Annotated in this window: 22 protein-coding genes; 12 read left to right on the top strand and 10 right to left on the bottom strand. The window is 58.7% G+C overall.

Annotated features, from left to right (window positions below; genetic code table 11):
• The first annotated feature begins 219 nt into the window (after window positions 1–219).
• Together HMPREF1992_RS07885 and HMPREF1992_RS07880 are read left to right on the top strand one after the other, a co-directional pair.
• Window positions 220–990: a class I SAM-dependent methyltransferase gene (locus HMPREF1992_RS07885; protein WP_037359085.1), complete on the top strand. Its 771-nt coding sequence runs from the start codon at window positions 220–222 to the stop codon at window positions 988–990.
• Between the two features lie 70 nt (window positions 991–1,060).
• Entirely contained in the window at window positions 1,061–3,292 is a 2,232-nt protein-coding gene (locus tag HMPREF1992_RS07880) for a TonB-dependent siderophore receptor (RefSeq protein ID WP_021685362.1), read from the top strand.
• Between the two features lie 114 nt (window positions 3,293–3,406).
• On the opposite strand, the gene HMPREF1992_RS07875 is transcribed toward HMPREF1992_RS07880, so the two are convergent.
• Both HMPREF1992_RS07875 and HMPREF1992_RS07870 read right to left on the bottom strand, forming a co-directional pair.
• Window positions 3,407–4,159, bottom strand: a complete 753-nt coding sequence (locus tag HMPREF1992_RS07875; RefSeq protein ID WP_021685361.1) for a phosphatase — start codon at window positions 4,157–4,159, stop codon at window positions 3,407–3,409.
• 57 nt (window positions 4,160–4,216) lie between these two features.
• The gene (locus HMPREF1992_RS07870) at window positions 4,217–6,190 is read right to left on the bottom strand and encodes a methyl-accepting chemotaxis protein (protein WP_037359082.1); all 1,974 of its coding nucleotides are present in this window, start codon (window positions 6,188–6,190) and stop codon (window positions 4,217–4,219) included.
• A 294-nt stretch (window positions 6,191–6,484) separates the two neighbouring features.
• On the opposite strand from HMPREF1992_RS07870, the gene HMPREF1992_RS07865 reads away from it, so the two are divergent.
• The 7 genes from HMPREF1992_RS07865 (at window position 6,485) to HMPREF1992_RS07835 (ending at window position 12,254) form a co-directional block, all read left to right on the top strand.
• Window positions 6,485–6,748 (top strand): DUF997 family protein, encoded by a 264-nt coding sequence (locus HMPREF1992_RS07865; protein WP_021685358.1) that lies wholly within the window; start codon window positions 6,485–6,487, stop codon window positions 6,746–6,748.
• Window positions 6,745–8,199, top strand: coding sequence for a sodium/pantothenate symporter (gene panF / locus HMPREF1992_RS07860; protein WP_021685357.1), 1,455 nt, complete (start codon window positions 6,745–6,747; stop codon window positions 8,197–8,199). The genes HMPREF1992_RS07865 and panF overlap by 4 nt, the downstream gene beginning before the upstream one ends.
• Window positions 8,200–8,385: 186 nt before the next feature.
• Window positions 8,386–9,063: a CsgG/HfaB family protein gene (locus HMPREF1992_RS07855; protein WP_021685356.1), complete on the top strand. Its 678-nt coding sequence runs from the start codon at window positions 8,386–8,388 to the stop codon at window positions 9,061–9,063.
• Window positions 9,060–9,920 (top strand): hypothetical protein, encoded by an 861-nt coding sequence (locus HMPREF1992_RS07850; protein WP_021685355.1) that lies wholly within the window; start codon window positions 9,060–9,062, stop codon window positions 9,918–9,920. Before HMPREF1992_RS07855 ends, HMPREF1992_RS07850 begins: the two co-directional genes overlap by 4 nt.
• Window positions 9,910–10,689, top strand: a complete 780-nt coding sequence (locus HMPREF1992_RS07845) for a hypothetical protein (RefSeq protein WP_021685354.1) — start codon at window positions 9,910–9,912, stop codon at window positions 10,687–10,689. Before HMPREF1992_RS07850 ends, HMPREF1992_RS07845 begins: the two co-directional genes overlap by 11 nt.
• 15 nt (window positions 10,690–10,704) lie before the next feature.
• The gene (locus tag HMPREF1992_RS07840) at window positions 10,705–11,550 is read left to right on the top strand and encodes a hypothetical protein (protein ID WP_156023447.1); all 846 of its coding nucleotides are present in this window, start codon (window positions 10,705–10,707) and stop codon (window positions 11,548–11,550) included.
• Complete coding sequence (locus tag HMPREF1992_RS07835; RefSeq protein ID WP_021685352.1) at window positions 11,547–12,254, top strand: CsgG/HfaB family protein; 708 nt, start codon at window positions 11,547–11,549, stop codon at window positions 12,252–12,254. Before HMPREF1992_RS07840 ends, HMPREF1992_RS07835 begins: the two co-directional genes overlap by 4 nt.
• 89 nt (window positions 12,255–12,343) lie before the next feature.
• Here HMPREF1992_RS07835 and HMPREF1992_RS07830 read toward each other — a convergent pair whose 3' ends face one another.
• The 8 genes from HMPREF1992_RS07830 to HMPREF1992_RS07795 form a co-directional block, all read right to left on the bottom strand.
• A complete protein-coding gene (locus HMPREF1992_RS07830) occupies window positions 12,344–13,645 on the bottom strand; it encodes a glutathionylspermidine synthase family protein (RefSeq protein WP_021685351.1) in 1,302 nt (433 codons plus the stop codon).
• A 1-nt stretch (window position 13,646) separates the two neighbouring features.
• Complete coding sequence (locus HMPREF1992_RS07825) at window positions 13,647–14,207, bottom strand: hypothetical protein (RefSeq protein ID WP_021685350.1); 561 nt, start codon at window positions 14,205–14,207, stop codon at window positions 13,647–13,649.
• A 201-nt stretch (window positions 14,208–14,408) separates the two neighbouring features.
• Window positions 14,409–14,840, bottom strand: coding sequence for a DUF350 domain-containing protein (locus tag HMPREF1992_RS07820; RefSeq protein WP_021685349.1), 432 nt, complete (start codon window positions 14,838–14,840; stop codon window positions 14,409–14,411).
• Between the two features lie 44 nt (window positions 14,841–14,884).
• Complete coding sequence (locus HMPREF1992_RS07815; RefSeq protein ID WP_051290503.1) at window positions 14,885–15,985, bottom strand: DUF4178 domain-containing protein; 1,101 nt, start codon at window positions 15,983–15,985, stop codon at window positions 14,885–14,887.
• Between the two features lie 55 nt (window positions 15,986–16,040).
• Window positions 16,041–16,352 carry an AzlD domain-containing protein gene (locus tag HMPREF1992_RS07810; protein ID WP_021685347.1) on the bottom strand — a complete coding sequence of 104 codons (312 nt, stop codon included), beginning with the start codon at window positions 16,350–16,352 and terminating at the stop codon, window positions 16,041–16,043.
• Window positions 16,345–17,085: an AzlC family ABC transporter permease gene (locus tag HMPREF1992_RS07805; protein ID WP_021685346.1), complete on the bottom strand. Its 741-nt coding sequence runs from the start codon at window positions 17,083–17,085 to the stop codon at window positions 16,345–16,347. Before HMPREF1992_RS07805 ends, HMPREF1992_RS07810 begins: the two co-directional genes overlap by 8 nt.
• A 134-nt stretch (window positions 17,086–17,219) precedes the next feature.
• On the bottom strand, window positions 17,220–17,744 hold the full coding sequence (locus tag HMPREF1992_RS07800) for a hypothetical protein (RefSeq protein ID WP_021685345.1): 525 nt from the start codon (window positions 17,742–17,744) through the stop codon (window positions 17,220–17,222).
• 141 nt (window positions 17,745–17,885) lie between these two features.
• Window positions 17,886–20,522: a heavy metal translocating P-type ATPase gene (locus tag HMPREF1992_RS07795; protein WP_021685344.1), complete on the bottom strand. Its 2,637-nt coding sequence runs from the start codon at window positions 20,520–20,522 to the stop codon at window positions 17,886–17,888.
• Window positions 20,523–20,739: 217 nt separating this feature from the next.
• On the opposite strand from HMPREF1992_RS07795, the gene HMPREF1992_RS07790 reads away from it, so the two are divergent.
• The 3 genes from HMPREF1992_RS07790 to HMPREF1992_RS07780 all read left to right on the top strand — a co-directional run bounded on the left by HMPREF1992_RS07790 (window position 20,740) and on the right by HMPREF1992_RS07780 (window position 25,558).
• On the top strand, window positions 20,740–21,651 hold the full coding sequence (locus HMPREF1992_RS07790; RefSeq protein ID WP_037359074.1) for a LysR family transcriptional regulator: 912 nt from the start codon (window positions 20,740–20,742) through the stop codon (window positions 21,649–21,651).
• Window positions 21,648–23,258 (top strand): nitrogenase component 1, encoded by a 1,611-nt coding sequence (locus HMPREF1992_RS07785; protein WP_021685342.1) that lies wholly within the window; start codon window positions 21,648–21,650, stop codon window positions 23,256–23,258. The genes HMPREF1992_RS07790 and HMPREF1992_RS07785 overlap by 4 nt, the downstream gene beginning before the upstream one ends.
• 86 nt (window positions 23,259–23,344) lie before the next feature.
• On the top strand, window positions 23,345–25,558 hold the full coding sequence (locus HMPREF1992_RS07780) for a TonB-dependent siderophore receptor (protein ID WP_021685341.1): 2,214 nt from the start codon (window positions 23,345–23,347) through the stop codon (window positions 25,556–25,558).
• The last annotated feature ends 20 nt before the right edge of the window (window positions 25,559–25,578 follow it).

The following is a 25,578-nucleotide window of genomic DNA, read 5'->3' as shown; positions in this document are numbered from 1 at the left end:
AAGCTAAGATGCCATAATCCTAGCCTCCCCCGTTCCGACGGGGGAGGCTTATAGAGCATAATCTGCATAAGGGGACGGCACACACAAGGGGCATTTGCCCCTTCTTTTTTTATGCATTTTTTCACCTGTGACTCTTGCAACAGAATCGCGAGGCATTCTCATCTATACTAATCTCATTGATGATAGATGTTTTCAATCATATAGATGGGAGCGATTACAATGCCAGAAGAGAAGAAGCATGAACCAGGACACGAATTCCTTGCACGGCTTGGCAAGACGCGGCTGCGTCCAGGCGGACGAGAGGCTACGGAGTGGCTGCTCGGCCATGCTGACTTTACGGCGGATACGCGCGTACTTGAGGTGGCGTGCAATATGGGGACGACGATGGTGGCGCTCGCGGAGCAGTATGGCTGCTGCATCACGGGACTCGATATGAACCCGGCCGCACTTGAGAAGGCGCGTGCGAACATCGAAAAGCACGGGCTTGGCGATGTGATCGACGTGGTGGAGGGGAATGCACTGGCGCTGCCCTTCCCCGATGCGTCGTTTGATGTCGTCATTAACGAGGCGATGCTTACAATGCTGCCGCGCGAGAACAAGGCGAAGGCGATCGCCGAATACTATCGCGTGCTGAAACCGGGCGGCGTCCTCCTCACGCACGATGTCGCGCTGCGCGTGGCGGATGAGGGGGAGGCGACGGAGCTGCGTGCGGGGATCTCGCGTGCGATCAATGTGAATGTCGATCCGCTCCCGCATGCACTCTGGGAGAAACTCTTCCGCGATGCGGGCTTTACCATCGAGGTGCAGACGGGCGACATGACGCTCCTCGATCCCGCGGGACTTGTGCGCGATGAGGGCTTTGACGGTGCGATGAAGATCATCCGCAACGGCCTTCGGACGGAGAACCTCGACCGCTTCCGCAAGATGTTCAACTTCTTCTTCGATCACAACAAGGAGTTCTCGTATATCGCGGTCGTGAGCAGAAAGTAAGGGCAGGCTTCGCCTTTTGGGGAGAGCGGGCGAAGGCAATGACTGGCTTTATGGACGAGGAGGAACGATCATGCGATTGAGAGAGAAAAGAACGCTTGCGGCGGCTGTCGCGCTTGCAGCCTCCGGATTGTCAAGCATTGTGCATGCAGAAGCCGTACAGGGACCGGATAAAACGGCAACAACTTCACACAGGCCGACATATGAAACAGATGCGGTCGTTGTGACGGCATCGGGCTTTGAGGAAGATCCGCGATTTGCACCTGCAAGCATTACGGTGATCAAGTCGGACGAGATCATGCGGCGCGGATACACCGATCTGCGGCAGGTGCTCGATACGATTGAGGGGATTGATACCTTTGGCGCGACGGGGCGCTTTGATACGCCCGCTGTCTCGATCCGCGGCATGAGCGATGCGCACACGCTCATTCTTGTGGATGGGGTGGCGCAGTCAGGGCCGGGCATTGCGGGCGGGATGATGCGCAGCTTTAACCAGCTCGCAAATACGAGTCTTCCTGCACCGACTCAGATTGAGCGCATTGAGGTCGTGCGCGGCCCGATGTCGACGCTCTACGGCTCGGATGCGATGGGCGGCGTCATCAACATCATCACAAAGAAGGTGACCGATGCGTTCCACGGAACAGTCTCCGTGGGCAGTCTCCTTGAGACGACGGACAATAAGTCAAATACGATGAAGTATTCGTTTAATGCCGCAGGGCCTATCACGAAGGAGAAGGTTGGCCTCCAGGTGCGCGGCAGCTACCTAAAGCGCGGCGCGTCGGCATTTGGAATCGACAAGGAGCGGCGTGACTACGACAACTGGAATCTCGGCACGCGCCTGACCTATACGCCCGCCGAGGGACACAGCTACTTCCTCGATGTCGATCGCGGCCAGAATATGCGCGACGGAGATTTTGCGCAGCGCGGGCAGATGCGGCCGCCCTCTCCGCCTGCACCGCCGAATGCGAGAGCGGTGATGCAGATGAACGGTGATGTGGCACAGCGGTTTGACCGCACGAAGGTCGTACTTGGCGCGGAAAATAGGATCGGCAAGGAGGGTACATGGACGAACACGTTCTCCCTCCTGCGCAACGAGATGCACCTCGATTCGGATATGGCTGGGGAGGCACGTCCGTCCTTCCTGCCGCTCCGTATTCCGATCAGATCGGAAATCCGCAACAATGTGAAAAATGATTTTGTTACGTTCGACACAAAGTATGTGACACCGCTCGGAGACGATCACATGCTCGCCGTAGGAGCGCGCTGGCAGCGCGAATCAGTGGACTATCACCTGCGCCGCACGATCGCGCCGAGGGGCTTTGCTCCGCCCATGTTCGCTCAGATGATGCGTCAGCGCAGCTCGAACGATAACGGAAGCCTCTCGCGTACGAGTTGGGCGCTCTTCGGTGAGGATACGTGGTCACTCTCAAAGAAGCTCGTCTTTACCTACGGTCTGCGCTACGATCATCCTGAGGACTATGACGATAATCTCAGCCCGCGCGGCTATCTTATCTACATGCCAAACCGTCATTTCACTGTGAAGGGCGGCATCGCTACAGGCTACAAGGCACCGACGATGCTCCAGGCCGCGCCCGTGGATATCCATCTGAACATTACGGGCGAAATCTATCGCGGCAATACGGGACTGAAGCCGGAGAAGTCAACGACGCAGGAGCTCGGGCTCTACTATCAAAGTGACCACGGAACGGATGCGCATCTGACATTCTTCCATACAGATTTCAAGAACAAGATTGATCTCAGCGATGCCGTGAATATCGTTGGGGTCGGCGCCGTCCGCACATATGAAAACGTCGGCAAGGCACGCATTCATGGCGCAGAACTGGGAGCGAAGTTTACGCTCTCGCCGAAACTCTCGGCGGGGCTGAACTGGACATTCCTCACGAGTCAGATTAAGAGCGGGCATAACATGGGTCAGCCCCTGCGCTCCACACCAAAGCAGGCGGTTAATCTGCGGCTTGACTGGTCACCGACGGGGACAACGGATGTCTGGATGACTGCGCAGTACCGCAGCGGCATGTACCGCTCGAAACAGGCGGCAGGGCTTGCCTCGACCTATCGGCCGTTCACTGTTCTCAACATGGGCGCGACGCACAAGCTGAAGGACGGACTCTCTGTGCAGTTTGTCGTGAACAACCTGCTGAATCGTGACTTCGACCGATCGGCAGCCGCAGCGGATGGGACGCGGTACAGCGTCTACTACGATGATCTCGATGCCGACGGCATTGCCGGCGGCTCCTATATGGCCCGCCGCAGCTACTGGCTCGGTCTCACGTATGAATTCTGAGGAATCCGCAAAAAAAGAGGAATCACTGTCGAAAAATGATCGGCAGTGATTCCTCTTTTTCGTGTGAAGAAAAATAACAATAAATAAAAATAAATAACTATAAAATGGGAAAAATTAAGAAGAATAATTCAGCCCGTGTACGCCGCCGCGTGCATGCCGCTGTGCAATCCACGCTTTGAGCCGTGCAGGATCGCTGTTGAGAACAAGCTCCGCAGGGAAGTCAATCTCCTCAAGGATGGCGTGCGTGTGGCTGTGCTCTCCGACGTCGCTGTCGACGTGTGCATCGCTGCCGATGATGATATGTGCGCCGTGACGGCGGCAGGCATCAAGCAGGGGGCGCGCGAGAAGTTCCGAGCCCTTGCGGGGGCCGTTCGGGTTGTGGGAAGCGCTGTTCGCCTCGATGAGGACGTGATGCTCCGCTGCGGCACGCGCAAGGGCATCGAAGTCAATGGGGTAGGCGGGGTTGTCGGGATGACCGATAATGACGACATAGGGATTCTCCATCGCATGGAGCAGGGCGCGTGTATTCTCCTCCTGCGTGCCTGGCCTGATGGTGAGATCATGCAGACTTGCGATGGCATAGTGCAGTTTTTGCAGCGTCTTTTCGGGCAGATCGACCTTTCCCTCGTAATTCATGATGTTCAGTTCTGCGCCCATGATGATGTCGATGCTGTAGGCGGCGGGGCGGATGACCTTAAAGTTGCGGAAATACATCTCGGGGAATGTACCGGGCAGGCCGGGAGCGTGATCGGAGATGCCGATGAGTGCAAGTCCCTTTTCCTTTGCTGCGGCAGCCATCTCGCGGATGGTGCTGTAGGCGTGCATACTGGCAATGGTATGCGTGTGAATGTCGATGATGTCGGTCATGGAGTCCTTTCTAAAAACGCCCCGCAGCACGTGCCGCGGGGCGTTCTGTATATGTTCTTAGAACTTGAACTTATTCGTGGTGTTCTGCAGGTCGGTGGCGAGCATGGCCAGCGACTGGGAGGCGGAGGCAATCTCTTCGCTCGATGCGGACTGCGACTCGGACGAGGAGGAGATGTTCTGCATATGGTCTGCAGTCTTCTCTGTGATCTCGTTGACCATGCCTGCGGACTGGACAATCAGCTCTGTGCCGCTCGCGACGGTCTGCATGGACGTGTTGATGTCGGCCATCTGCTCTTTGATCTCGTCGACCATGCGCATGATGTCCTCGAACTGGACGCCGACCTCGTGAATGGCCGCCGCTCCTGCCTGTACCTCACCGGTACCGCTCTGCATGGCACTGACCGCCTGCGCCGTGTCATGCTGGACACTGGTGATGCGCTCCTTGATCTGGTCGGCTGCCTCACGCGACTGCTCGGCGAGCTTTCGGACCTCCTCGGCGACGACGGCAAAGCCGCGTCCCGTCTCGCCTGCGCGTGCTGCCTCAATGGCGGCGTTGAGGGCGAGGAGGTTCGTCTGCTCGGCGATGGCGGAGATGGTTTCGACGATCTCGCCGATCTGTTTGGAACTCTCACCGAGCTTTTCGACGACCTCGGCGGAGCGCAGGACACTCTGCTCGATGCCGGTCATCTTCGTCATGGCGTCATTCATGAGGCTCTCACCGCGTGCCGCAGCCTCTGCCGTACGGACAGAACTGTCTGCGACGCGGCCGGCTTTGTCTGTGACGAGCTCGATATCGCCGGAGACGATGCCGATGTTTTTCTTTGCACCGGCGAGACTCTCGAGCTGTGCATCTGTGCCGCTTGCGACCTCGGAGACGGTGCCTGCGATCTCGGTCGCGGACTCCGCCATCTGATGTGCTCCTGCCGTGAGCTGCTGCGATGCTGCTGCGAGCTGCTCGGCCGTACCTGCGACCTGTCGGATCACATCACGGATGTTCTTCATCATGGCGTTGAAGTTCGCTGCGAGCTGTCCAAGCTCGTCATGTGAGGTGACAGGGAGATCAGGCTGGCTCAGGTCCCCCTTTGCGAGGGCGCTGACGTGATCCATCAGGCGCTCCGTTGCTCCCGTGATGGTCGCTGCAAAGCGCATGAGAGCGAAGATGATGCCTGCGACGAGGATAATGCCCAGAACGGTGAGTACCGTATAGGTCATCTTGAGACTCTGGAGCTGTGCAAATGCAACGCTCTCCGGCACTGCAATTGCGACGATCCAGCCGGAGGAGGGGATGGTGGCGTAGGCGATGATCTGCGGCTCGCCGTCCTTCTCCATGGCAAAGTAGCCGTTCTTATTTTTGAGCATTTCGGGGAAACGCTCTTTGAGGACGGGATTCTCCTCGACCTTGTGCATCGCCTGTCCCTCGGAGGAGGCGATGATGAGACCGCTTGGCTCAACGATGATGCCGGCGCCCTCACCGCGATATTTCAGGTGTGTGACACGCTCCCCAAGCGTATCGAGTGTGATGTCGGAGCAGATCGCACCGGCGAATGCGCCGTCCTTCCCCTGGTACGGCACAGCGGCAGAGACGACCATCTTTTTCGAGATGGCGTCCTGATAGACCTCGGTGAAGAGCGGCTTGCCGGCCGCCTTCGCCTGCTTGTACCAATCACGGCCGCGCGGATCGGTCGCGGAGATGTCCCCGTCGCTCCAGCTGATGAAGCGGCCGTCCTCAGCACCGTAGGCGAGATCAAGCACATCCTTGTCGTTGGAGGCGAGACTCATCATCTCGCGATCCATCATGACGGGATTGCCGTCGTATGCAGAGAGGAGGTTCGCAGCGCTGACCGCCTGCTGCTCCTTCCGTGCAAGCCATGTGTTGACCTTTGCCGCCTCCACGTCCAAGAGGGCCTCAATCTCACTCGCAGTTGCCTCGGTGAGAGCATCCTGCGCCTTGTAGTAGCCGATCCCGCAGATCGCAGCAACAAGCAGCGCCATGAGTGTGCCCATGAGGAGCAGTTTTTGTTTAATACCCAATGTTCTCTCCCTTTCATAAATTTTATAGATAAGATCAATTCTATACCTTTTTTAGGCTGGAATCAAGACATTTTATCATTTTATACCAAAAAATTATGACCTCTGAAGGGCGTGTATAGGACTAATGGGACGGAACTGAACAAAGAAAATTTTGAATAAAGAACGATTGCGCATATCTCAAAGATGTGGTAGGATAAGGCGATATTTGTGAGAGCGGCGCCGATGTGTCGGCGGTGCTCGGAATGCTGCGGAGAGCGAGAGCCTCCGACGGCACAACTGTATAGGAGGTTCATCATGCAGGATGACAGAAATGCGGCGGACGCCACCGCCCGTGAGGCGAGGCGTACTGCTGCGGCAGGGATTCTCTTTGCCGTCCTTTGGACGGTGCTGGGCTTCGGGCTCTCATCGCTCGATGTGACGATCGCGGGCTTTCCGCTCTGGGCGATTACGTCGACGGTGGGGGTGCTCGTGGTGGGCGCCGTGATTGCCGTCTATCTCGCCTGTACGGCGGAGGATATTCCTCTCGATGAGGCGGACGGAGAGGGGGCGGCACGATGAACGGGCATCTTGCGGTTCTTCTGCCGCTGCTTGGCTTTATGGCGGCGATGCTGGCGCTCGGGATCTATGTGCGGCGGCAGAGCCATGCAGGCGGCTTCCTCTCGGGCTATTTCGTCGGCGGGCAGACGCTCGGTGCGTTCGTGCTCGCGATGACGATGGTCGCTACCTATAGTTCGGTCAGTTCCTTTGTCGGCGGCCCCGGGATGGCGTATGAGATCGGTTTCGGCTGGATCTATATGGCCGTCATTCAGACCATGACGATCTTCCTCGTACTCGGCATCTTCGGGAAAAAGGTTGCACGTCTTGCGCGGCGCATCCATGCCGTTACGATTGTGGATATCATCCGTCACCGCTACCAGTCGGATGTACTCGCTGCCATGGCGGCGTTTGCCATCGTTGTGTTCTTTGCAGCATCGATGGTCGCGCAGTTTGTCGGCGGGGCACAGCTCTTCGCGGCGGTCACAGGGTACAGCTATGAGCTTGGCCTTGTGCTCTTTGGCATTGTGGTCGTTGTCTATACCTCAATCGGCGGGTTTCGTGCCGTCGCCTTGACGGATACGTGCTGTGCGATTGTGATGATGCTTGGTATCGTTCTGCTCTTTTACTATGTGCTTGAGGCAGGCGGCGGACTCCAGGCGATCCTCGCGGAGCTGCGCACCTCCCATCCGGAGATGCTGACGCCGACGGCGGCGGGACGCATGCCGATCTCGCTCTACGTTTCGCAGTGGCTGCTCGTGGGCGCACTCACGATTGCGCTGCCGCAGTCGGTCGTGCGCGGCATCAGCTATCGCAGCAGCCGAGACATGCACCGTGCCATGATCATCGGGACGGTTGTGATTGCCTTTATGAACATCGCCGTGAATCTCGTCGGCGTTCTCGGGCGCGGCGTGCTCGGCGTGGACGCAAAGGCCCTCGGCGGGGTGGACAGTGTAATCCCGCAGCTGATGGCGCAGGTCATGCCGCCTGAGCTGCTGGGTCTTGCGATCATCGGGCCGCTGGCGGCGTCGATCTCGACGATCTCTGGCGTTCTCATCGTGGCGTCGTCTGCCGTGGTGAAGGACGTCTACCTCCACCATATGCAAAAGCGCGGCAGATTCGTCTCTGAGAAGACGCTCCGCCGCCTCTCGATGGGCGTCACAGCGGCGCTCGGCATCATCGTTTTTATTCTCGCGATTGCTCCGCCCTCGCTGATTTGGCTCATCAATATGTTTGCCTTCGGCGGACTTGAGACTGCGTTCTTCTGGGTGCTCGTCTTTGGCCTCTTTACGAAGTGGGCACGGAGGACGGGCGCACTCGCTGCGATGGGCGGCGGCACGGTGATCTACTGTGCGGCGATGGCGGCAGGGTTCAAGCCGTTCGGCCTGCACCCGATCGCCGTTGGCATCACCGTCTCCCTTGTATTCTTCCTCCTGGGGAGCTGGTGGGAGATGCGCAGCGAGCGCACGGCTTGAGAGGATGGATTGAAGAAAGAGCCTTCGTTACCTAACGATAGGTTCTTTTTTCTTGTCTAAATTTATGCTGCATACGCCAAAAGTTAAAGAAATAAAAGAAAATCTTGTATCGAAAAGATGAGTCGTGATAAAATAGCGGCAGATATATGCTGTTTTATTGTGATCTGACAGCAGAGGGGGAGTTGTATGTTTCGAAACATTGCAGTGTTGATGGCCTTTGTGCTTGGGCTTGGTATGAGCAGTATATGCCGTGCAGGGCTCTACGATCATCCTGTGGTCGCTGTCATGTCGTTTAAGAACAAGGCGCCGGATGTCGGCTGGGAGAGCTTCGGCGACTACTCAGGGCAGGCGATGGAGGCGCTGGTCAAGACCCTCACTGCACGCTACGATGTGTTTACAGTGGTCGACCGTGAGTATCTGCAGGATCTCCTCGAAGAGCAAAGTATGGGGCTTACCGGCGTCATGGAGGGCGGTCCGGGGGTCGGTCAGCTCAAGGGCGCGGAGTACAAGATCTACGGGAGCGTCACGGGACTGACGACGAAGGAGAATCACGTTGCCGCCGTTTCCTACGAGAACGACGCACAGGTCCGCAACGATCAGCATCGCGTCTTTGCCCATGTCTCGCTCAAGATGGTTGAGGTGGCGACGGGGCGCATTGTCCTCGTTGCACAGGGCGATGGTGCCTCGACGAGCACGAGCACCGCAGTCGGCACGAGGAGTGCTTTTGTCTCGCTCGGCACGGCATTCGTCAGCCCCGAGCAGGCGTACAACGCCATTGAGAAGGCGATCACAGATGCCGTCTACGGCAAAGAGGGGCTGCTTACACAGCTTGGCTACGGCAACAATAAGGGAGGTAAAAAATGAAAGCAAGGAAGATCCTCGCGCTTGCAGGATGTGCGGCTCTCCTGACCCTGCCCGGCATGGCAGAGGTCTATGCGGATCCCGCGCCTGCGGCCATGCAGGAAAGCGCCGTACCTGCCGGAGAGCAGGCGGGTGCAGCAGACTATCGCACGCGGCTCGCCTCGGGGACGTTCTGCGTGACCTATGTGCGCGACGGCGAGGCACAGCGCCTCATTGCTCAGAACGGCAGCCGCCTGGCGCAGACGGGACGTGAGGGCGCCAAGAAGGCGAACGCCATCCGATACAAGGCTATGTATAAGGACGGGAACTACTACCAGTTCGACTACAACGGCAGCAAACCGTTTGCACGCATACTGCCCGCGCATATGCTCACGAGTCCCGCACTGAATCCCGAGGAGTATTGGGAGGATGTCCCGGACGATGTCGCTCTGCCCGAGGAGCTGCGCATCTTCTTTGCAGACGATCAGTTTTCCTACCGCGCTCCGAGCCTGACGGCACCCGCGTATGAAACGACGAAGACGCTCACCCTGGGCAGCAAGACCTACACTGCTGATGTCTATAAGAGCGTGATCCGCACGCAGGCGAACACGACCGCGGGCACCATTCTGTACAACGCCCTCTATGACGGTGGACGCCTTGTACGTATCCAGAAGGTGCTGGTGATCGAAAAGAACGGCATGTCCGAAGCAACCGTTCTCAGCAGCATCGAGATCGAGGGCATCAGCGATCAGATCCCCGCAGGGGCTTTTTCGCCGAGCTTTGAGATTCCTGTCTATGAGGCGGGGACCGGCGGGATGAACGACCTGCTTGGCAGCCCCGCACGCGTTGGTACGATAGGAGGTAAGGCAAATGCAAAGTAAGATTATCGCGGCACTCCTCATGGGCGCAGCGCTCACCATTACCTCCATTTCACCCGCAGCAGCGGCGAAGCTTGACGCATACCGCGCGATGATGGAGAATCGGAGCTGCACCGTCCGCTATGAAAACATCACCCCATCCGAGCGTCTGCATAACCGTGACAAGGTGACGCTCTCAATGTGGGCAAAGGAGGATATGGCGGCGGCACCTGAGTACGTCAGCCGCGCCTATCGCGGCATGCTCATCCTCGGCGGCACGGACAAATACGAGGAACGCTCGTACGGCAGCTACGCCAGATGCTTCCTCATCAAGGACGGCAAGGAGTATATTTTCAACCGCGAGATGAACAGGGACAAGCGTACCTACTACGGCAACTACGGAAAGGGCAAGGTGCGCGGCGAACGCGAAAAGACCGAGGACGTTCTCATCTATGGCGAGCGTTTCGGTGAGGCGGATGTGACGCGCCTCCTCTCCATTCTCCTTCCGGCGGAGAAAAAGCCTCTCGGAACACCGCAGTTCACCGCGGCGGGGGCGGGCAGTCTCACGGACGGCATGAGTTATGAGGACTACCGCCGCCAGGATACAAATGAACTTGAGGCGGTGCGATTCTACTTCGACGGTGCAAAGCTCACGCGCATCGCCTCCGTTACCTACCGCACGGAGGGCGGAAAGGTGCACGAACACAAATGCATCCTGCGCATCGACCGCTTTGATGCAGCGCCGGATGCTGCATATCTGAGTCTGCCGAAGGGCTTGAAAGAGGTGAAGTAAATGCGTCGGTCCTATTTGAAGAAAAGCCTGCTCACCGCATGCATTGCCGCGAGTGCTCTGACGGGACACTGCTGGGCAGCAGAGGCGCCCGCGGCAGGTGTGACGGCTGACGCAGTGACGACGAAGCCGACATGTGTACTCATGGAGTTTACGGACAATACGCGCTTTGCAGGGCTTGATACGAGTGAGCGCCTTTCGGAGAACCTCATGGTAAAGCTCCTCGAGAGCGGGCGATTCAACCTGCGTGAGACAAGCTATGTCGGCGGTGACCTTGAACAGCTCATTGCAGACGACAACTATCCCGCAGTACTTGCCGGCAAGTCGGCCATCGAGGGCGGTGACTACAGTGCCGTCTTTGAAAGTCCCTCCTTTGGGGACGATACAGCCCAGACTGTCGCTACGGCACGCCTCGGGCAGACGCTGAACCCCGCTGTCACCGCGCGCGTCGGCAAGGAGCAGGGGGCGGACTACCTCATCCAGTGTACCGTACAGAATATCGGTGTCGGACAGTGGGAGGATGTGAATTTCCAGACAACGATGAACATTGCCGGCAATCTCCTGAGTCTCGCGGGACCCTTCGGCAGCCTCCTCGGCTCTGCACTCAGCAATGCCTCGAATAAGACGGACGGAGGATTTGGTCTCCTCACGGATGTGCGCGTGATCAAGGCGGCGACGGGAGAGGTCGTCTGGTCGCAGCGCATCTTTGAGAAGGCGACCACATCGAAGCTCTGGCTTGTCGGGATCCACTCCGGTACGGACAACCCGAGTGCGAAGACCTATGAAAAGGTCATTGAGAAGTCCTCGGAGAAAATCTGTCAGGCAATGCTCGCGGATATGGATGCGGGCAAGCTCTTCCGATGAGCATGCGCAGCGCGGCGCTTGCCGTCCTCCTCGCGCTCTTTGCGATCTTGCCCACAGCGGCAGAGGCTGCGGTCGCGAAGATTCCTGCGGGAGCAAAGATTGCCGTCATGCCCATCGGTGCGTATGGGGATGCCGCCGTCTACGACGCGGGCAGAGCCGCGAGCGAGTATGTTATGGCCGTACTGCGGAAGGAGAGCCGCTACACCCTCTACGACTGCGATCCTGAGATTGTCGCCGACCGTCTCGATGAGCTGGGACTCTCACTCGCGGGGCTCACGGAGAATGACGCTGCAATGGAGACGGCGAAGCTCTTTGACGCGGACTACGTCGTGCGCGGAAATATCCTCAGCCTCGGCGACTCACACAGCAGCAGCGGATTCCTCCTTGTCGCACAAGAGCAGCACACGATAACCGCACACATAAGCCTGCGCATTGTGGATGTCCGTACAGGAGCAATCGTCATGGCATCCAAGGGCGAGGGGGACTCCACCGCCACCGCCACGAATCTTGATCTGCAGAGTGCAAGTGCTATTGCGTCCTATACGAGCGGCGGCGGGCACAGCGTCAGCTTGATCTTCGATGATGTCGCCTGGGGCGGGCACAACGTTTCCACCGAGAATCTGGACAGGGCACTTCGCGCGGCGGCAGTCGATGCTGTCCGAAAGCTCCTCACGAATATCGATGGGAAGCAGCGCGATAAATAATGCTGTACAAGTTTTGCATAAAGAAGCCGATGAACGACGTCTGATCGACGTTCGTGCATCGGCTTTTTTTTGATGAATATGAAGGAGGACTATTCCGCAGTGACGAGCGGCAGAAAATACGCCTCCGTCCCCGCGATCTCGGAGGGGGAGAAGCGTGCACCGACGGCAGAGGGCGCGTCAAAGAGCATGAAGCACGAGAGGGTCAGACAGCCCTCGATCGTCCCGGAGTCGACCGTGTGTGTGAAGTGTGGCTGACGGATGAAGTCCTGATACATCGCCGCGCAGCTTTCACGGCAGATGATGTCATCCGCGTTGTCAGGATTCTTCTCGTGTACCGTTTCTGTATGTCCGCCCTGCTTTTCGACCAGGCGGACATTTTTCCCCTCGCGCCCCCAAATCTCCTTGCGGATGTATGTGCCGTCCATGAGCGCGGCAAAATCGTCCTCGAAGTAAGAGGGTACGAGACAGCGCTCCACAAGCGCACATTCTGCGGGGGTGAGGAACTGCTCTGTCCGTGCGAGTGCGTAGACGAGCGCCATAAAGGACTTGTTTTGCAGGAGAATCGCCTCGGGGGGATTCATCATCGCAAACGTCCCGTTCTTATACAGATCGAGAAACAGCGCGCCGAGCGGCTCACCAGTCGGCGTGCGCTCGTCAATCAGAATCTCCATTGGATGCAGACGATAGAGTGCAGATGCATATGTATTGTCTATGAGAGGAATACCCATGTCATCAATCTCCATCTCGTAGAACGAGAGGAAGCGGATGTCGCCGTGCGGTGCTCCCTTGCGCATCTCCTCCATGAGGAAGCGCGTCGTTGCCAGATCCTCGGGGTAGTCGTCAAAGCAGCTGAATACGAAAGGACGGTGCGTGAGCGTCTGACGGTTCAGATCGGCGACGGGAGCGGCCAGGTGATTATGAATGCGCGTGAGAAAATCCCGCAGCTGTGTCTGCGTCCCCGCGTTCGGGTCACGCCGCCCATGATACTCTGCCGCAATTCCGTTGGCATAGAAGGACTCCACAATAAAACAGGGCGTATCCGCATTGATCTCGACCATGCGGATATGCCCTTTCTCATCGAGCACGAAGTCAAAGCGCGAGAGCCACGTCGGCAGACGGAATGCATTCGGGATGCGCAGATAGGGGAGCAGTTCGCGCGGCAGATCCATCGCGCGCGCGAAGTCGTCGGGGGCGTTTTGCAGCACCTGTGCGGCCTTGCAGAAGATACGGAACAGTCCTGCCGATGCTGCGCGCATCTCGTCGTAGAATGTTTGCGGGAATGCCTGCACGGTATGTGTTGGGTAGCGGTCTGCATAGTCGCCGTATTGGATATAGGTGAAGATTGTCGGGTCAAGTGCGTCGATGTAGGTCTCTTTCTGTGTGCTGCTCACGTTACGAACCTCCCGAGGAGCGGATGCCCGCCTGACCGAAGCCGGACTTGCGGCTGACCTCGCCCGACTGGGAACTCTTTCGCTCGTCGTAGTTGCCGCGCCCCGTATAACCACGGGAACCGTGGGCGTGACTGTGGGAGGATGCCTTGAATGTTTCGGGGAGCGGTGTGAGCGGCGCATTCGTGCGGTAGGTCATATGTGCGAGATCCATTGTGCCGCCCGCGTAGGAGAATCCGTGAAATGCGAAGTAGTTCGGCGCGAGGGGGGCGAGGAGGCTCGCCGTCCCGAACAGCCAGACGAGGTCGCCCGCGCCGTCGTGGCGAAAGGTGACGGCAGTGCTGTCGTCATAGAGTGCGGTCTCCGTGCCGTCGCCGTTGTTGAGAAGGGTGTAGCGGCGGTCGTAGGCATCTGCAAGACGCGCTTCGCCCGCGTTCCACTCGGGATGAACGAGATCGCATACAGAAAAGGCGATGTCATGACGATAGACATACGCTGCGCCGAGTGCTCCGACCGAGGCAAATGCAGCGGCGAGGATGGCGGCTTTGCGCCCTATATTTTCCATGCAGAACCTCCCTACGTTGCTTCTCCTGTCATCGTTCAAAGCGCCCCTTCCACCGCAAGCGGTCCCCCTCCCCCGTGGTGCACGGGGGAGGCTTTTGCAGTAGAGTTTTCCCATACGACCTGTTGCCCAATCAGCTTTGTCCTACGGACTTGCTTCTTGGATAGGTCAGCAGCGGGGGAGGCTTTTTCGTGGGCATGCTCATCAATGCACCGCGCCGCTGATGACAAGCGACAGCCCAACGAAGATCCCGAACACGAAGATACCCGCCGCCGTATTCCCGCGCTGGATTTCGGCGGCGAGTGCGTATTTGCGGTGCCATGCGTTGATGATGAAGAAGCCCATGATGAAGAAGAGGATGCCGACAGCGGAGTAAACCACGCTTGTGACGACGCCCTGCACGAAGTCCGTTGTCAGCACCTCGCAGCCAGGCGAGATGATGACGGCGCGCAGGATCTCGCCGATGCCGATGAACGAGCCGGCCGAGAGCCATGCGACCGCGCGGTTGCCGCGCCGAATCTCCTCGGCGAAATCGCCGGGGATGAAGAAGTCGATCACGATGTTGGATACAATCATGAGCAGAATGCCGAATGCGGCGTAGAATGCGGTAAGCATCAGGGTGGGCAGATCGATCATCTGAGTTCTCCTATCGTCTGTGAGTCCTTTGAAAAATCGAGGGATTAGTGCACAAGATGGCGTGTGCGGCGCGGTGTCTCCTCGGCTGCGGGGGTAGTCGGTGCGCGTGCGGCTGTATGGTTCGCGGCTTCCGCTGCGGCAGACGCGGTGTCCGCAGGTGCGGCGGAGGGAGGGCCTACCTTCGGACTTTCCTGCAGCACCACTGCGGCACGCCCGCGCTGATCGCCCGTACGTACGAGCTCAGCATAGCGCATGAGGACGTAGCCACGCTCCAGTTTTTCGGCGGCGGGAGCGGAGTCGGGGGGCGCCTCAATGAGGACAATGCGTGCCGTTCCATCTGCCGCCGCTGTAATGCGTGTGAGCTCCGTCTGCGTGCGAACGATGAGCGGGTGCTCCGCATCATGCAGATCTTCATAGGCATCCTGTACCCTGCCGTCCACGCCCTCGATGAGATCGAGCGCGGTGCTGGCGGCGTCGATATGCGCCGTGTAGATGCGCGCACCGCCCTCCTCCTCATTCTCCGCATAGTAAGGCGCATCCGCCAGTCGCTCATGCTGTGCATAGGGCATGTTTACAAAGCGGCGGACATCATGCCAGTCCCGCGTACCGAAATCGGGGATCCCGTACATAATGAGGAGGACAACGGCGACTGCAGTGAGCCCGCTCCCCATATTGACGGCGAGATCGCGAAGCTGTGCCCGCAGAAACATTCCCCGCGCACGCGGCCTCATATCCGTGTCTGCGGTGATGACGGCGGCGGCAATCTTTCGTCCCGCAGAGCTGCTGCGGCGGCCGTTCCAATGCTCGACAAAGAAGGTTTCCTGGCCATCTGTGCTCTCGTACTGCTCGTATTCCGTCTCATCGCCGACGGAGGCGTCCGTATCGCCCCATACGCCCGTCACGACCTCCGTGCCGCTGTCATGGAGGCGGTAGCCCTTCGGCACTTTGTTTCCCACAGGGGAGGAGAGGCTGCAGGAGAGTCCTCCCTCCGCGATGCTCAGCCAGATGCGTGCGTCGCTGTCTTCTGTAATAAGACCGTACTCTGTCCATACATCGTCCGATGTTTTCTCCTTATAGCGAATTTTCTCCGCGATAATGTATGATTTCTCCCCGATTTTTATGCCTGTCCAACAATCGAACTCCATGTGCATGCTCCCTTCATTTCGTTTAGCGGGCGCTTTTTCAGCAAACTACGATTGATTACAGCGAAAAATAGATGCCCTCCACGATCAGCACCATGACGGATGCGCCTGCCGCACAGCGGAAGAGGCTCGCACCGTTCCATGCGAGGAAGAGTGCAAAGACGAAGGCCGCCGCGCCCGCGAGGGGCGTGCGTGTCGCCTCAATGATGGCGGGGAAGGTCATGACGGCGAGCGTTACGTAGGGGACGTAGAAGAGGAAGGAGCGGACGAACACATTCTTGATCTCGCGCCGGAGGAGGAGTGCGGGGGTGAGACGAATCGCAAGCGTTACTGCGCTCATGACGGCGATGTAGAGCCAGATGTCAGGCATGGCTGTCCTCCTTTTCCATGTCGATCGGGAAGAGTGCCGCACCGATGCCCGCGATGAGGAGCGTGAGGAGAATCGTGCGCGTGCCGCCTGAGAGTTCACTCGTGACGGGTGCATAGGTCGCCGCAAGCGAGAGCAGGCAGCTCAGGAGCACCATGCCGCCGATGGGGCGGCTCGCTTTCGCGGCGGGCAGGACGACCCAGACGAACATTCCATAGAGTGCGACCGAGAGCGCGGAGACGACCGCAGCGGGCAGAATGCCGCCCGCGAGGATGCCTGCCGATGTTCCCGCTGACCAGGCGGGGATAGAGATCGTCATTGCACCGTAGTTGTAGTATGGGTTCAGCATGCCTCCGCGTGCGACCGTGATGCCGAAGATCTCGTCCGTCACGCCGAAGCTCACGGCGAGTCGATGCAGGAGCGAGGTCTCGGGAGAGAAACGCTGCGTCAGTGCCGCTGCCATGAGAAAATAGCGCGCATTCGCCACGAGTGTCAGCACGGCGATCTCGAGATAGGGGGCCTGTGCCGCAATGACCGTGAAGCCCGCATATTCGCCTGCCGAGGCGATGTTGATCGTACTTGTCACGAACCCTTGCCACGGCGTGAGCTCCGCCGTCTTGGCGAGAATCCCGAGCGTGAATGCCACGACGAAATAGCCGAGCGCAATCGGCACGCCGTCGTGCACGCCCTCCATGAACACCGCGCGCCGCGTGGTGCCGAGTGTTAACTCCTTCATATCAACCCACCTCACATAGTACCGTACTATTGTAAGATAAATCAGCTCTTTTGTAAATTGATATGCAGGGGTATTTTTTCACGCATTGAAAAACTCCCATGCGTGTTCACATGGGAGCATTGGTGTCGGACAGATCAGTTCGGCGAGGCGGAGAGCACGACGGTGCTGTTCGTGCCATCCAGAACCGTGCGCGATGTAATCATGCGCTGTGCGGCAGAGCAGTAAATGCTGTCGGTAAAGGAGTTGCCCTCCTGCACGCTCTCCATATCAATGATCGCATTGATTTCGGACTCACTCATGTCGCATGCGATGTAGGTCGCTACACTCAGACTGGAGACATCGAGGACTGCGTCCTCGTTGTCCTCGTTGAACGTGGCATTCAGATAGAAAATGTTCTCTCCATCTGTATGCAGCTGGACAATAGTACCATTTTGCGTGCGTGAAGTATAGACATCGTGACCTGCGAGACGGGATGCACCCAAATCATGTGTAGGGGCACGCATAAAGCTCGGGTTTTCCAAAAACGTATTGACAAATTCTACATATTCGGCAGGGCTTACGTTGTCAATGAGCGGCATCGTGGCAAATGCCTGTGCTGTGCGTCCGCCGCAGAGGGCGAGGAGCATGGCACAGATGAGGGGGAGGAAAAGTTTTTTCATCGGAGACACACCTTTCTATATTCTTTCAAAAGATTATTATCATTTGTTATATTCGACGCGCCGAGAGCTTTTCCTGTTTTTGCGCAAATAAATGGTCATGCAGGAACGTTCCCGCATGACCGTTTTCCTATGTTCGGAGTCTCAGCCCAGTTCGTAGCCCGCGTCGTCGAGGACGGCGGCGAGCTCGGTGTCCGGGATGTCACGGCTGGCACTGAACTTCGCCGTACCCGCTTCGAGGTCAACGGCGACATCCGTCACGCCGTCCATGCCGCTGAGAGCCTTCGTGACGTGCTTGACGCAGTGGGGGCAGGTCATGCCCTTGACGCTGATGGTCTTTTCCATGGTGAAATCTTCCTTTCTCTGTAGGGCGGAGTGATGCTCCGCGTTATTTTCATCGATCTCATCCACCGCAGGAGCGATGGGCGTGATCGTTGCTTCGTGCTGTGTGTGCTCCGCCGCCACGGGTTCGTGGGCGATGGCAAAAAGGCGCAGGCGCAGGGCGTTCAGCACGACGCAGACGCTCGACAGGCTCATCGCCGCCGCGCCGATCATCGGTGAGAGCTTGACGCCGAATGCGGGGTAGAGTACGCCCGCCGCGAGCGGGATGCCGATGATGTTGTAGAAGAACGCCCAGAAGAGGTTCTGCTTGATGTTGGTCATGACGCTGCGCGAGAGGCGGATGGCAGAGACGGCATCGAGGAGGTCGCTCCGTACGAGTACGGCATCCGCGCTGTCGATTGCGACATCCGTGCCCGCGCCGATGGCGATGCCGAGATCCGCCTGCACGAGGGCGGGCGCATCGTTCACGCCGTCACCGATCATGGCGACGTGATGCCCTTCCGCCTGTAGGCGTTCGACATGGGCGCGCTTATCGGCGGGGAGAACGCCTGCGATGACCTCTGTGATGCCGAGCCGCGCGGCAATTGCGCGTGCCGTGCGTTCGTCGTCGCCCGTGAGCATGACGGGAGTCAGACCCATCGCCTTCATCTGTGCGACCGCCGCCGCACTCGTCGGCTTCTCCGCGTCGCGCACGCCGAGCAGTCCGACGATGCGCCCCGCGCGTACGACGATGAGCGCCGTTTCGCCGCGCTCTGCCATCTCCGTGCGCGCCGTTTCCACGGCAGTGGGGAGGGAAATGCCCAGTTCTGTCAGCAGAGCCGTATTGCCCGCCGCGCATTCCACGCCCGCCACACGCGCACGCACGCCCTTGCCGAACACTGCGGCAAAATCCGCTGCAGCGGGAATGGTCAGCCCCTTCTCCGCAGCATAGCCCGTGATCGCCGCTGCAATGGGGTGCTCACTGCCCTGCTCAAGCGATGCCGCAAGCGCGATAAGTTCCTCGGCGGCGATGCCGACGGGACAGATGCTGACCAGCTGCGGGCGTCCCTCGGTGAGCGTGCCCGTCTTGTCCATCAGCACCGCGCTGATGTTCCCCGCCGTCTCAAGTGCCTCCCCCGACTTGATGAGAATGCCGTGCGCCGCACCGCGCCCCGTACCGACCATGATGGCGACCGGCGTCGCAAGCCCGAGGGCGCAGGGGCAGGAGATGACGAGAATGGAGATCGTGATGGAGAACGCGAACTCCACCGTCGCGCCCATCATGAGCCAGATGCCGCCCGCCGCAAGTGCAAGTACGATGACCACAGGGACAAAGACCGCCGACACGCGGTCGGCAAGACGGGCGATCGGTGCCTTTGACCCGCTAGCATCATCTACGAGACGGATGAGCTGACGGATCGTCGTGTCCTCACCGACGCGCGTCGCCGTGAAGCGGATTGTCCCATCGATGTTCAGCGTGCCCGAGGTCACGGCATCGCCCGCTGCTTTTGTCACGGGCATGGATTCCCCCGTCACGGCGGACTCATCAACGCTCGTCGCGCCGTCCGTCACCGTCCCGTCCACGGGGATGCGTGCACCGGGACGCACGATGATCATATCACCGAGGACAAGCGTCGCCACAGGCACGACTTGCTCCACACCGCCGCGCACAACCGTCGCCTCGGCAGGGGCAAGCTGCATCAGCGCCTTGAGCGCTCCCGTCGTCTGCCCCTTTGCACGCGCTTCGAGATATTTGCCGACCGTGATGAGCGTGACGATCATGCCCGCCGACTCGAAGTAGAGATTCGTGCTGTACTCCGCTGCGAGTGCAAGGTCTCCGTGTCCCAGTCCCCAGCTCATGCGGAACATCGCGAACACGCCGAAGAGCGCGGATGCCATCGAGCCGATCCCGACGAGCGAGTCCATATTCGGTGCGCCGTGCAGGAGATTGCGGAATCCGTTGACGTAGTATGGACGATTCACATACATGATCGGGAGAACGAGTACAAATTGTGCGAGCGCAAACGTCAGCGCATTCTCCGCGCCCCAGAACACGTCCTTGAATCCAGCCGCGTAGGGCACGCCCCACATCGCGAGCATCGGACTCATCGCAATATACATCGTCGGCAGGAGGAAGAGGATGGAGATGAGGAGGCGGGTGCGCATCGCACGCATCTCCTTCTCTGCTGTGTTCGCGCCCGCCTCTGACGATCCGCCCGCCTGCGGGGCTGCCTGTGCGCCCGCAGCCCCCTTTACGCTTGCCCCGTAGCCCGCGTCCTCAACGGCGGCGATGATTGCGGCGGGACTGGTGATCGCCGCATCGTAGGCAAGCGTCATTGTATTCGTGAGGAGATTGACGGAAACCTCCGCCGTTCCCTCCATCTTCTTTACGGCGCGTTCCACACGCGCCGAACATGCCGAGCAGGTCATGCCCGTGACGTTGAATGTTTCCTTTTGCATAAAAAGCCTTTTCTATAGATTGGGTAGATTTTTTTTACAGTATAACATTCCTGTCAAGAGAATTTAATAATGATAAAAAATTTCAAAATGCTTAGGTATGGGAGCGCAGGAGTTATGGCTCTTGAAAACGAACTTCATATATCGTATGATGTTTGGCAGATACGAAAGCACTGATAAATTCAGCGATTCCTTAGATTCATACATGGGGGGGGTCGTGATGGAACTCAAGATATTTACGACATTCGAGACGATCGTGCGCACGGGCAGCTTTACGAAGGCGGCGCGTATTCTCAGCTATACGCCTTCGACGATCACGTTCCACATTGCCCAGCTCGAAAAGCTCGTCGGCGTGCCGCTCTTTGAGAAGAGCGGGCGGCGGATGATCCTGACGAAGGCGGGTGAGGCGCTGATTCCCTATGTGGATGAGGTGCTCAGTGCGGCGAAGAAGATCAAAAACTTTCAATATGATATCGCATCCTACCAGGGGACACTCTCCATCGGAGCACCGGAGTCACTGCTGTGCTTTCGTCTGCCCATGCTGCTCAAACGCCTGCATGCACATGCGCCGCGTGTTGACCTACGCCTGCGCTCTTTGACGAGCCGCGATGTGGTCGCTGCGCTGCGCGACGGTCAGCTCGATATCGGCTTTGCGTACAGTATTCAGGAGCGCGACGAGGACACGCTGTCGCTTTGGAGATTCGAGGAGACGCCGATGCATTTTTACGCGTCGATGCGTACAGCACCATGGTGTCCTGATCTGAGCGAGCGGGGGATGGTGATCGATGAACTGCCGCTGGTTACGATGCCGCATCCGGGGGAGGTGCGCCAGATGGTGGATGACTATCTCCGGCGCCAGGCAATCACGTTTACGAATCTGATTGAGCTCCGCAGCACGCAGACGATCATCAACCTGATCCGAAACGATATGGGTGTCGCTCTCCTCCCGGATTTTTCCGTGGACGATCTGGCGGAGCGCGGGCTGTTGAGGCGCGTCCTCGCCGATCATCTGACACTGACGGCGTACTATGGGGTACATAAGAACAAATGGCGCAGTCCCGTGATGGAGCTCTTTCTTGAGATTCTCGCGGAGGAGTGTGGGGCTCTGAGGAGAGAGGGGGAGGCCGGATGAAGGAGATCGCTGCCGAGGAGATTCAGGACTTTAACACGAGCCTGGATCGTCTGTGGGCGCGCCGTGATCTCGTCGTTCTCGCAACGGGTGCGCTCATCTGCCTGCGCTCCATCCATCGGCGTGCGGCGTTGATCGGTGCGCTGCCGCGTCTGCGCTATGCAGTGATCTCTGCAGAAGACTATGTTTTGGGGACGGCGGAGGAGGTGATTCGGGACGCTGTGCGCGATGCGGCGCGGCTGCCTGGCGTACGCGTTGTCGTGCTCTATCTGTCGTGCCTGGACATTCTCGTGCGGCCGGACTTTGCCGATATCGAGCGGAGCCTCACGGAGGAGACTGGCTGTATGATCCGCTGCTTTTTCCGAGGTCCTCTTGCCAAGGCGGATGCGCTCTCACATGAGCCGGCAGAGGAGCTTCTTGTACATCTGCCGCCGGAGGAGGGCGAGGTCGTCGCCTCGTCGGCTCTGCCTCCGCCGATGAGCGATGCTGCGGGCGTTGTTGACGTTCTGCGCGGGACGGGAACCGCACAGGTGCTTGTTACCCCCTCGGGGTGCCGTACGGCACTTGCTCGGATGGATCTCATGCCCGATCGGCACGATGTCTATGCGCTTATCCCGCATGCGGAGGACTATGTCTTTGGCATGGAGGAGACGGCTGCAGCGGAGGTGGCAGAGCTCGCAGCAGAGGGAGGGCATCGGGCGATTCACCTCATTACTTCTCCCGTGCCCGCATTTATGGCGATGGAGACTGCCCCTATTCTGGATGCAGCGGAGATGCATGGCTGTCGTGGGGGCTGCTCCCCTACAGATGGGTTTCACGATGGTGTTTTTGGTGTGGCCGAGTTATTGCAGCATCTCGTGGAGGAGGCGGCGACTCGTTGGAAAGAAGGCGGGCAGACGGTGCTCGTACTCGGGCACAGTCCTCTCCTGTTCGGTGATGCAGCAGCACTCGCGGAGGCGAGCGCTGCACTTGCGGATCTTGGCTGCAGCATGGTGACTGCAGGGAGCGATGCTCTGACCGAGCGCCCTGCAGCCGTTTGGCTCGTCTCTGCAGCCGGCACGAGGGCGGCCGCGTGGCTGAACACGCGTTATGGCATACCTGTTGTCCGCACTCTGCCGCTCGGGCGAGAGGGACGTGCAGCGTGGCGAGCGGAGCTGATGGGGGCGCTCGGCAGAGCGAATGATGCACCGTCGTCATGGGATGTGTCGTGCGCACAACGGACGGCACATCCAGAACGCATTCTCGTTGTTGCCGACCCCATCGCAGCGGCGGCGATTGTGCGCCTGCTCAAGCTGCATGGATGGCAGGAGGTGCACTGCGCCGCATATGCGTGGTCGAGTGAGACGGCGGAACTCTATCGGAGTGCGGCAGAGGGAGATCTGCTGATCTTTCGAACGGCTGCGGAGCTGCAGCCTGCATGGGACGCGGCGGACATTGTTATTGCCGATCCGATCCTTCTCCCTGCGATGGGGGAGAAACGCATCCTGCCTTTGCCGAGCGGGCTTCTCTCGGGCCGTGATGGCGCGGGAGCAGGCAGCGGCGTGCTTGGTGCACAGTTCGCAGAAATTTTGCAGGGATTTCTCGATGATTCAAAAACAATGAAGTGTTAATTTGAATCTATTCGATTGTATTTAAGCGTATATTGTGGTATCGTTCCAATCGATTTATACACTTTCATACAAAGGATGGTTCAGAAATGACAAGGAAGAAAAAACTCGCTGCACTTATTCTCGCGTGCCTTTCAAGCGGGAGCATGGTGTGTGCTGCAGAAAGTCCGCACTCGGAGGAGGCTGTGCAGGAGGTCGATACGTATGATCTGCCTGTGGTGACGGTGGAGGGAAGGCGTCTGCATGCCGATGCGGCATCGCAGGCTGCTCTGCCCGGCGGATTCCAGGCGGAGCAGACAAATTTTGGCCTGATGGGAGACCAGGACGTCATGCAGGTGCCATATACGGCACAGAGTCTCACGACAAAGAATTTTGATACGTTCGCTGCACCGTCGGGGGACGTGAACCAGGTGCTCGCGAATGTTCCCTCGCTGCGCGTCGGAACCTCACTCATTAAGACGGACTTCTCCGCGCGCGGCATGCTTGCAAACGGTTCGGCGATGTACCTCAACAATGTGCCAGGCTTCTTCATCATGGCAGCGGGTCCCGTGACGAATACGATTGGACGTGCCGATGTGATGGTCGGGCCTGCAGCGACGCTGTCCGGCTCGGTGCAGTCGTACAATGGCCCTGACGGGGGTCAGCCGGTTTCCGTGTATCTCTATACGAAACGCCCGGAGAAGGGCGATTTCACGCGCTACCGGCAGACGATGGGCGGCTACGGCCACTACGGCAGCTATATCGATGTGAACCGCAGCGGTCTCGGCGACGGTACGTTCGGCGTGCGTGTCTACGGCGAGCACAGCGAGGGGAACTTCTCCGTCAGCGGTGCGGGACGGAGAAAGAGCAACATCTTTGTCGATGTGAGCCGCGAGACACCGAAGACCACGACGAATCTTTTCGGCGGCTATTACAAGGATCACCTGCGCGGGACAGAGCGGCGCTTCCAGATTCAGCGCACGGTGCGGCAGGTGCCGAATGCGCCCGATGCGAGCCGCAGCTACGATGATCCGAATCTCATGTACAGCGCCTGGGACGGTTATCAGATCACACTCAACCACGAGCAGCGGATCAATCCCCATACGAAGTGGTTCCTGAACGCGGGTACGAACGATATGACGAACCGCCGCTTCATCTATTGGTCGCAGGTGACGATTGATGGAGACGGCAACCTGCGCGGCAACCGCGTCTGGTCGCAGTATTTCTATCTCAAGAGCCGCTACGGGCAGGCCGGTGTGAACCACAAGTTCAAGACCGGGGCGGCGGAGCATGACGTGACGCTCGCCGTGGACCGTTCCTGGCGCGTGCAGTACAACAATACGCGGCGCGACGCTCCAAATGCTCATGTGACAGGCAATATCTACTCCGGCATCATCTACAAGCCCTCAATCTATAACTACGACATCTCAGACAGCCTCGGGCAGAAGTTCCAGTATCAGGAAATGGATACGAGCATCAACCTGATGGACAAGGTGCAGATCGGCAAGTGGAACCTGCTCGCAGCCGTCACGCGCCGCCACGGCAACTACCGCGCCGCAGCTGCTTGGAATCAGGTGTCCGACACGCAGTATGCGCCGACATTCGGCGTGACGTATGCACCGACGGATCGCATCTCGGTCTACGGTGCGTATGCAAAATCTACGACGCGCGGGCAGGTTGTCGGCAGCGGCTATGCCAACGAGGGCGAGATTGCAGAGGCAGTCAAGGTGACACAGAAGGAGCTCGGTGTCAAATATAAGTTCGGCAGCATGTATGCAGCACTCGCATACTTTGATGTGAACCAGCCGAACTACGTCGAGGTTCCGAATCCTGCGAATCCCCTGCTGCCGTTCTATCGGCTTGACGGCGAGAACCGCTACCGTGGAGTTGATCTCAGCATCACGGGCGCGGCCGCACCGAAGTGGAATGTGTTCGGCGGGATTCAGTATCTCCATGCGCGCCAGCAGCGGACGCAGGGAGGCGCAAACGACGGCCTGCCGACGGACAGCTCAGCACCGTGGAGTGCAGTTGTCGGTCTTGAGTATATGCCAAATAACGACTGGAGCATTACAGGCCGCATGAACTATGTCTCGCGCGGGACGATTATCGGAAATGGCCGCCGTGAACTCTCCGTACCGTCATCGGCAGTATTTGATCTCTTTGCGAACTATCGGACGAAGATCGGAACGACGCCCGTGTCTCTGCAGGCGTCCATCTACAACGTATTCGACCACAGCTACTGGATCCTCCAGCCGGGCCAGGGGAGCAAGCTCCTCCTCTCGATGCCGCGTACATTCATGCTGTCGGCGACATTCGATCTCTGAGCATAAAGGGCAGGGCGGTG

It is taken from the genome of Selenomonas sp. oral taxon 892 str. F0426, assembly GCF_000468035.1.
Classification (GTDB): Bacteria; Bacillota; Negativicutes; order Selenomonadales; family Selenomonadaceae; genus Centipeda.
Note: the sequence above shows the minus strand (reverse complement) of the source record. Positions and strands in the feature narration are given on the sequence as shown.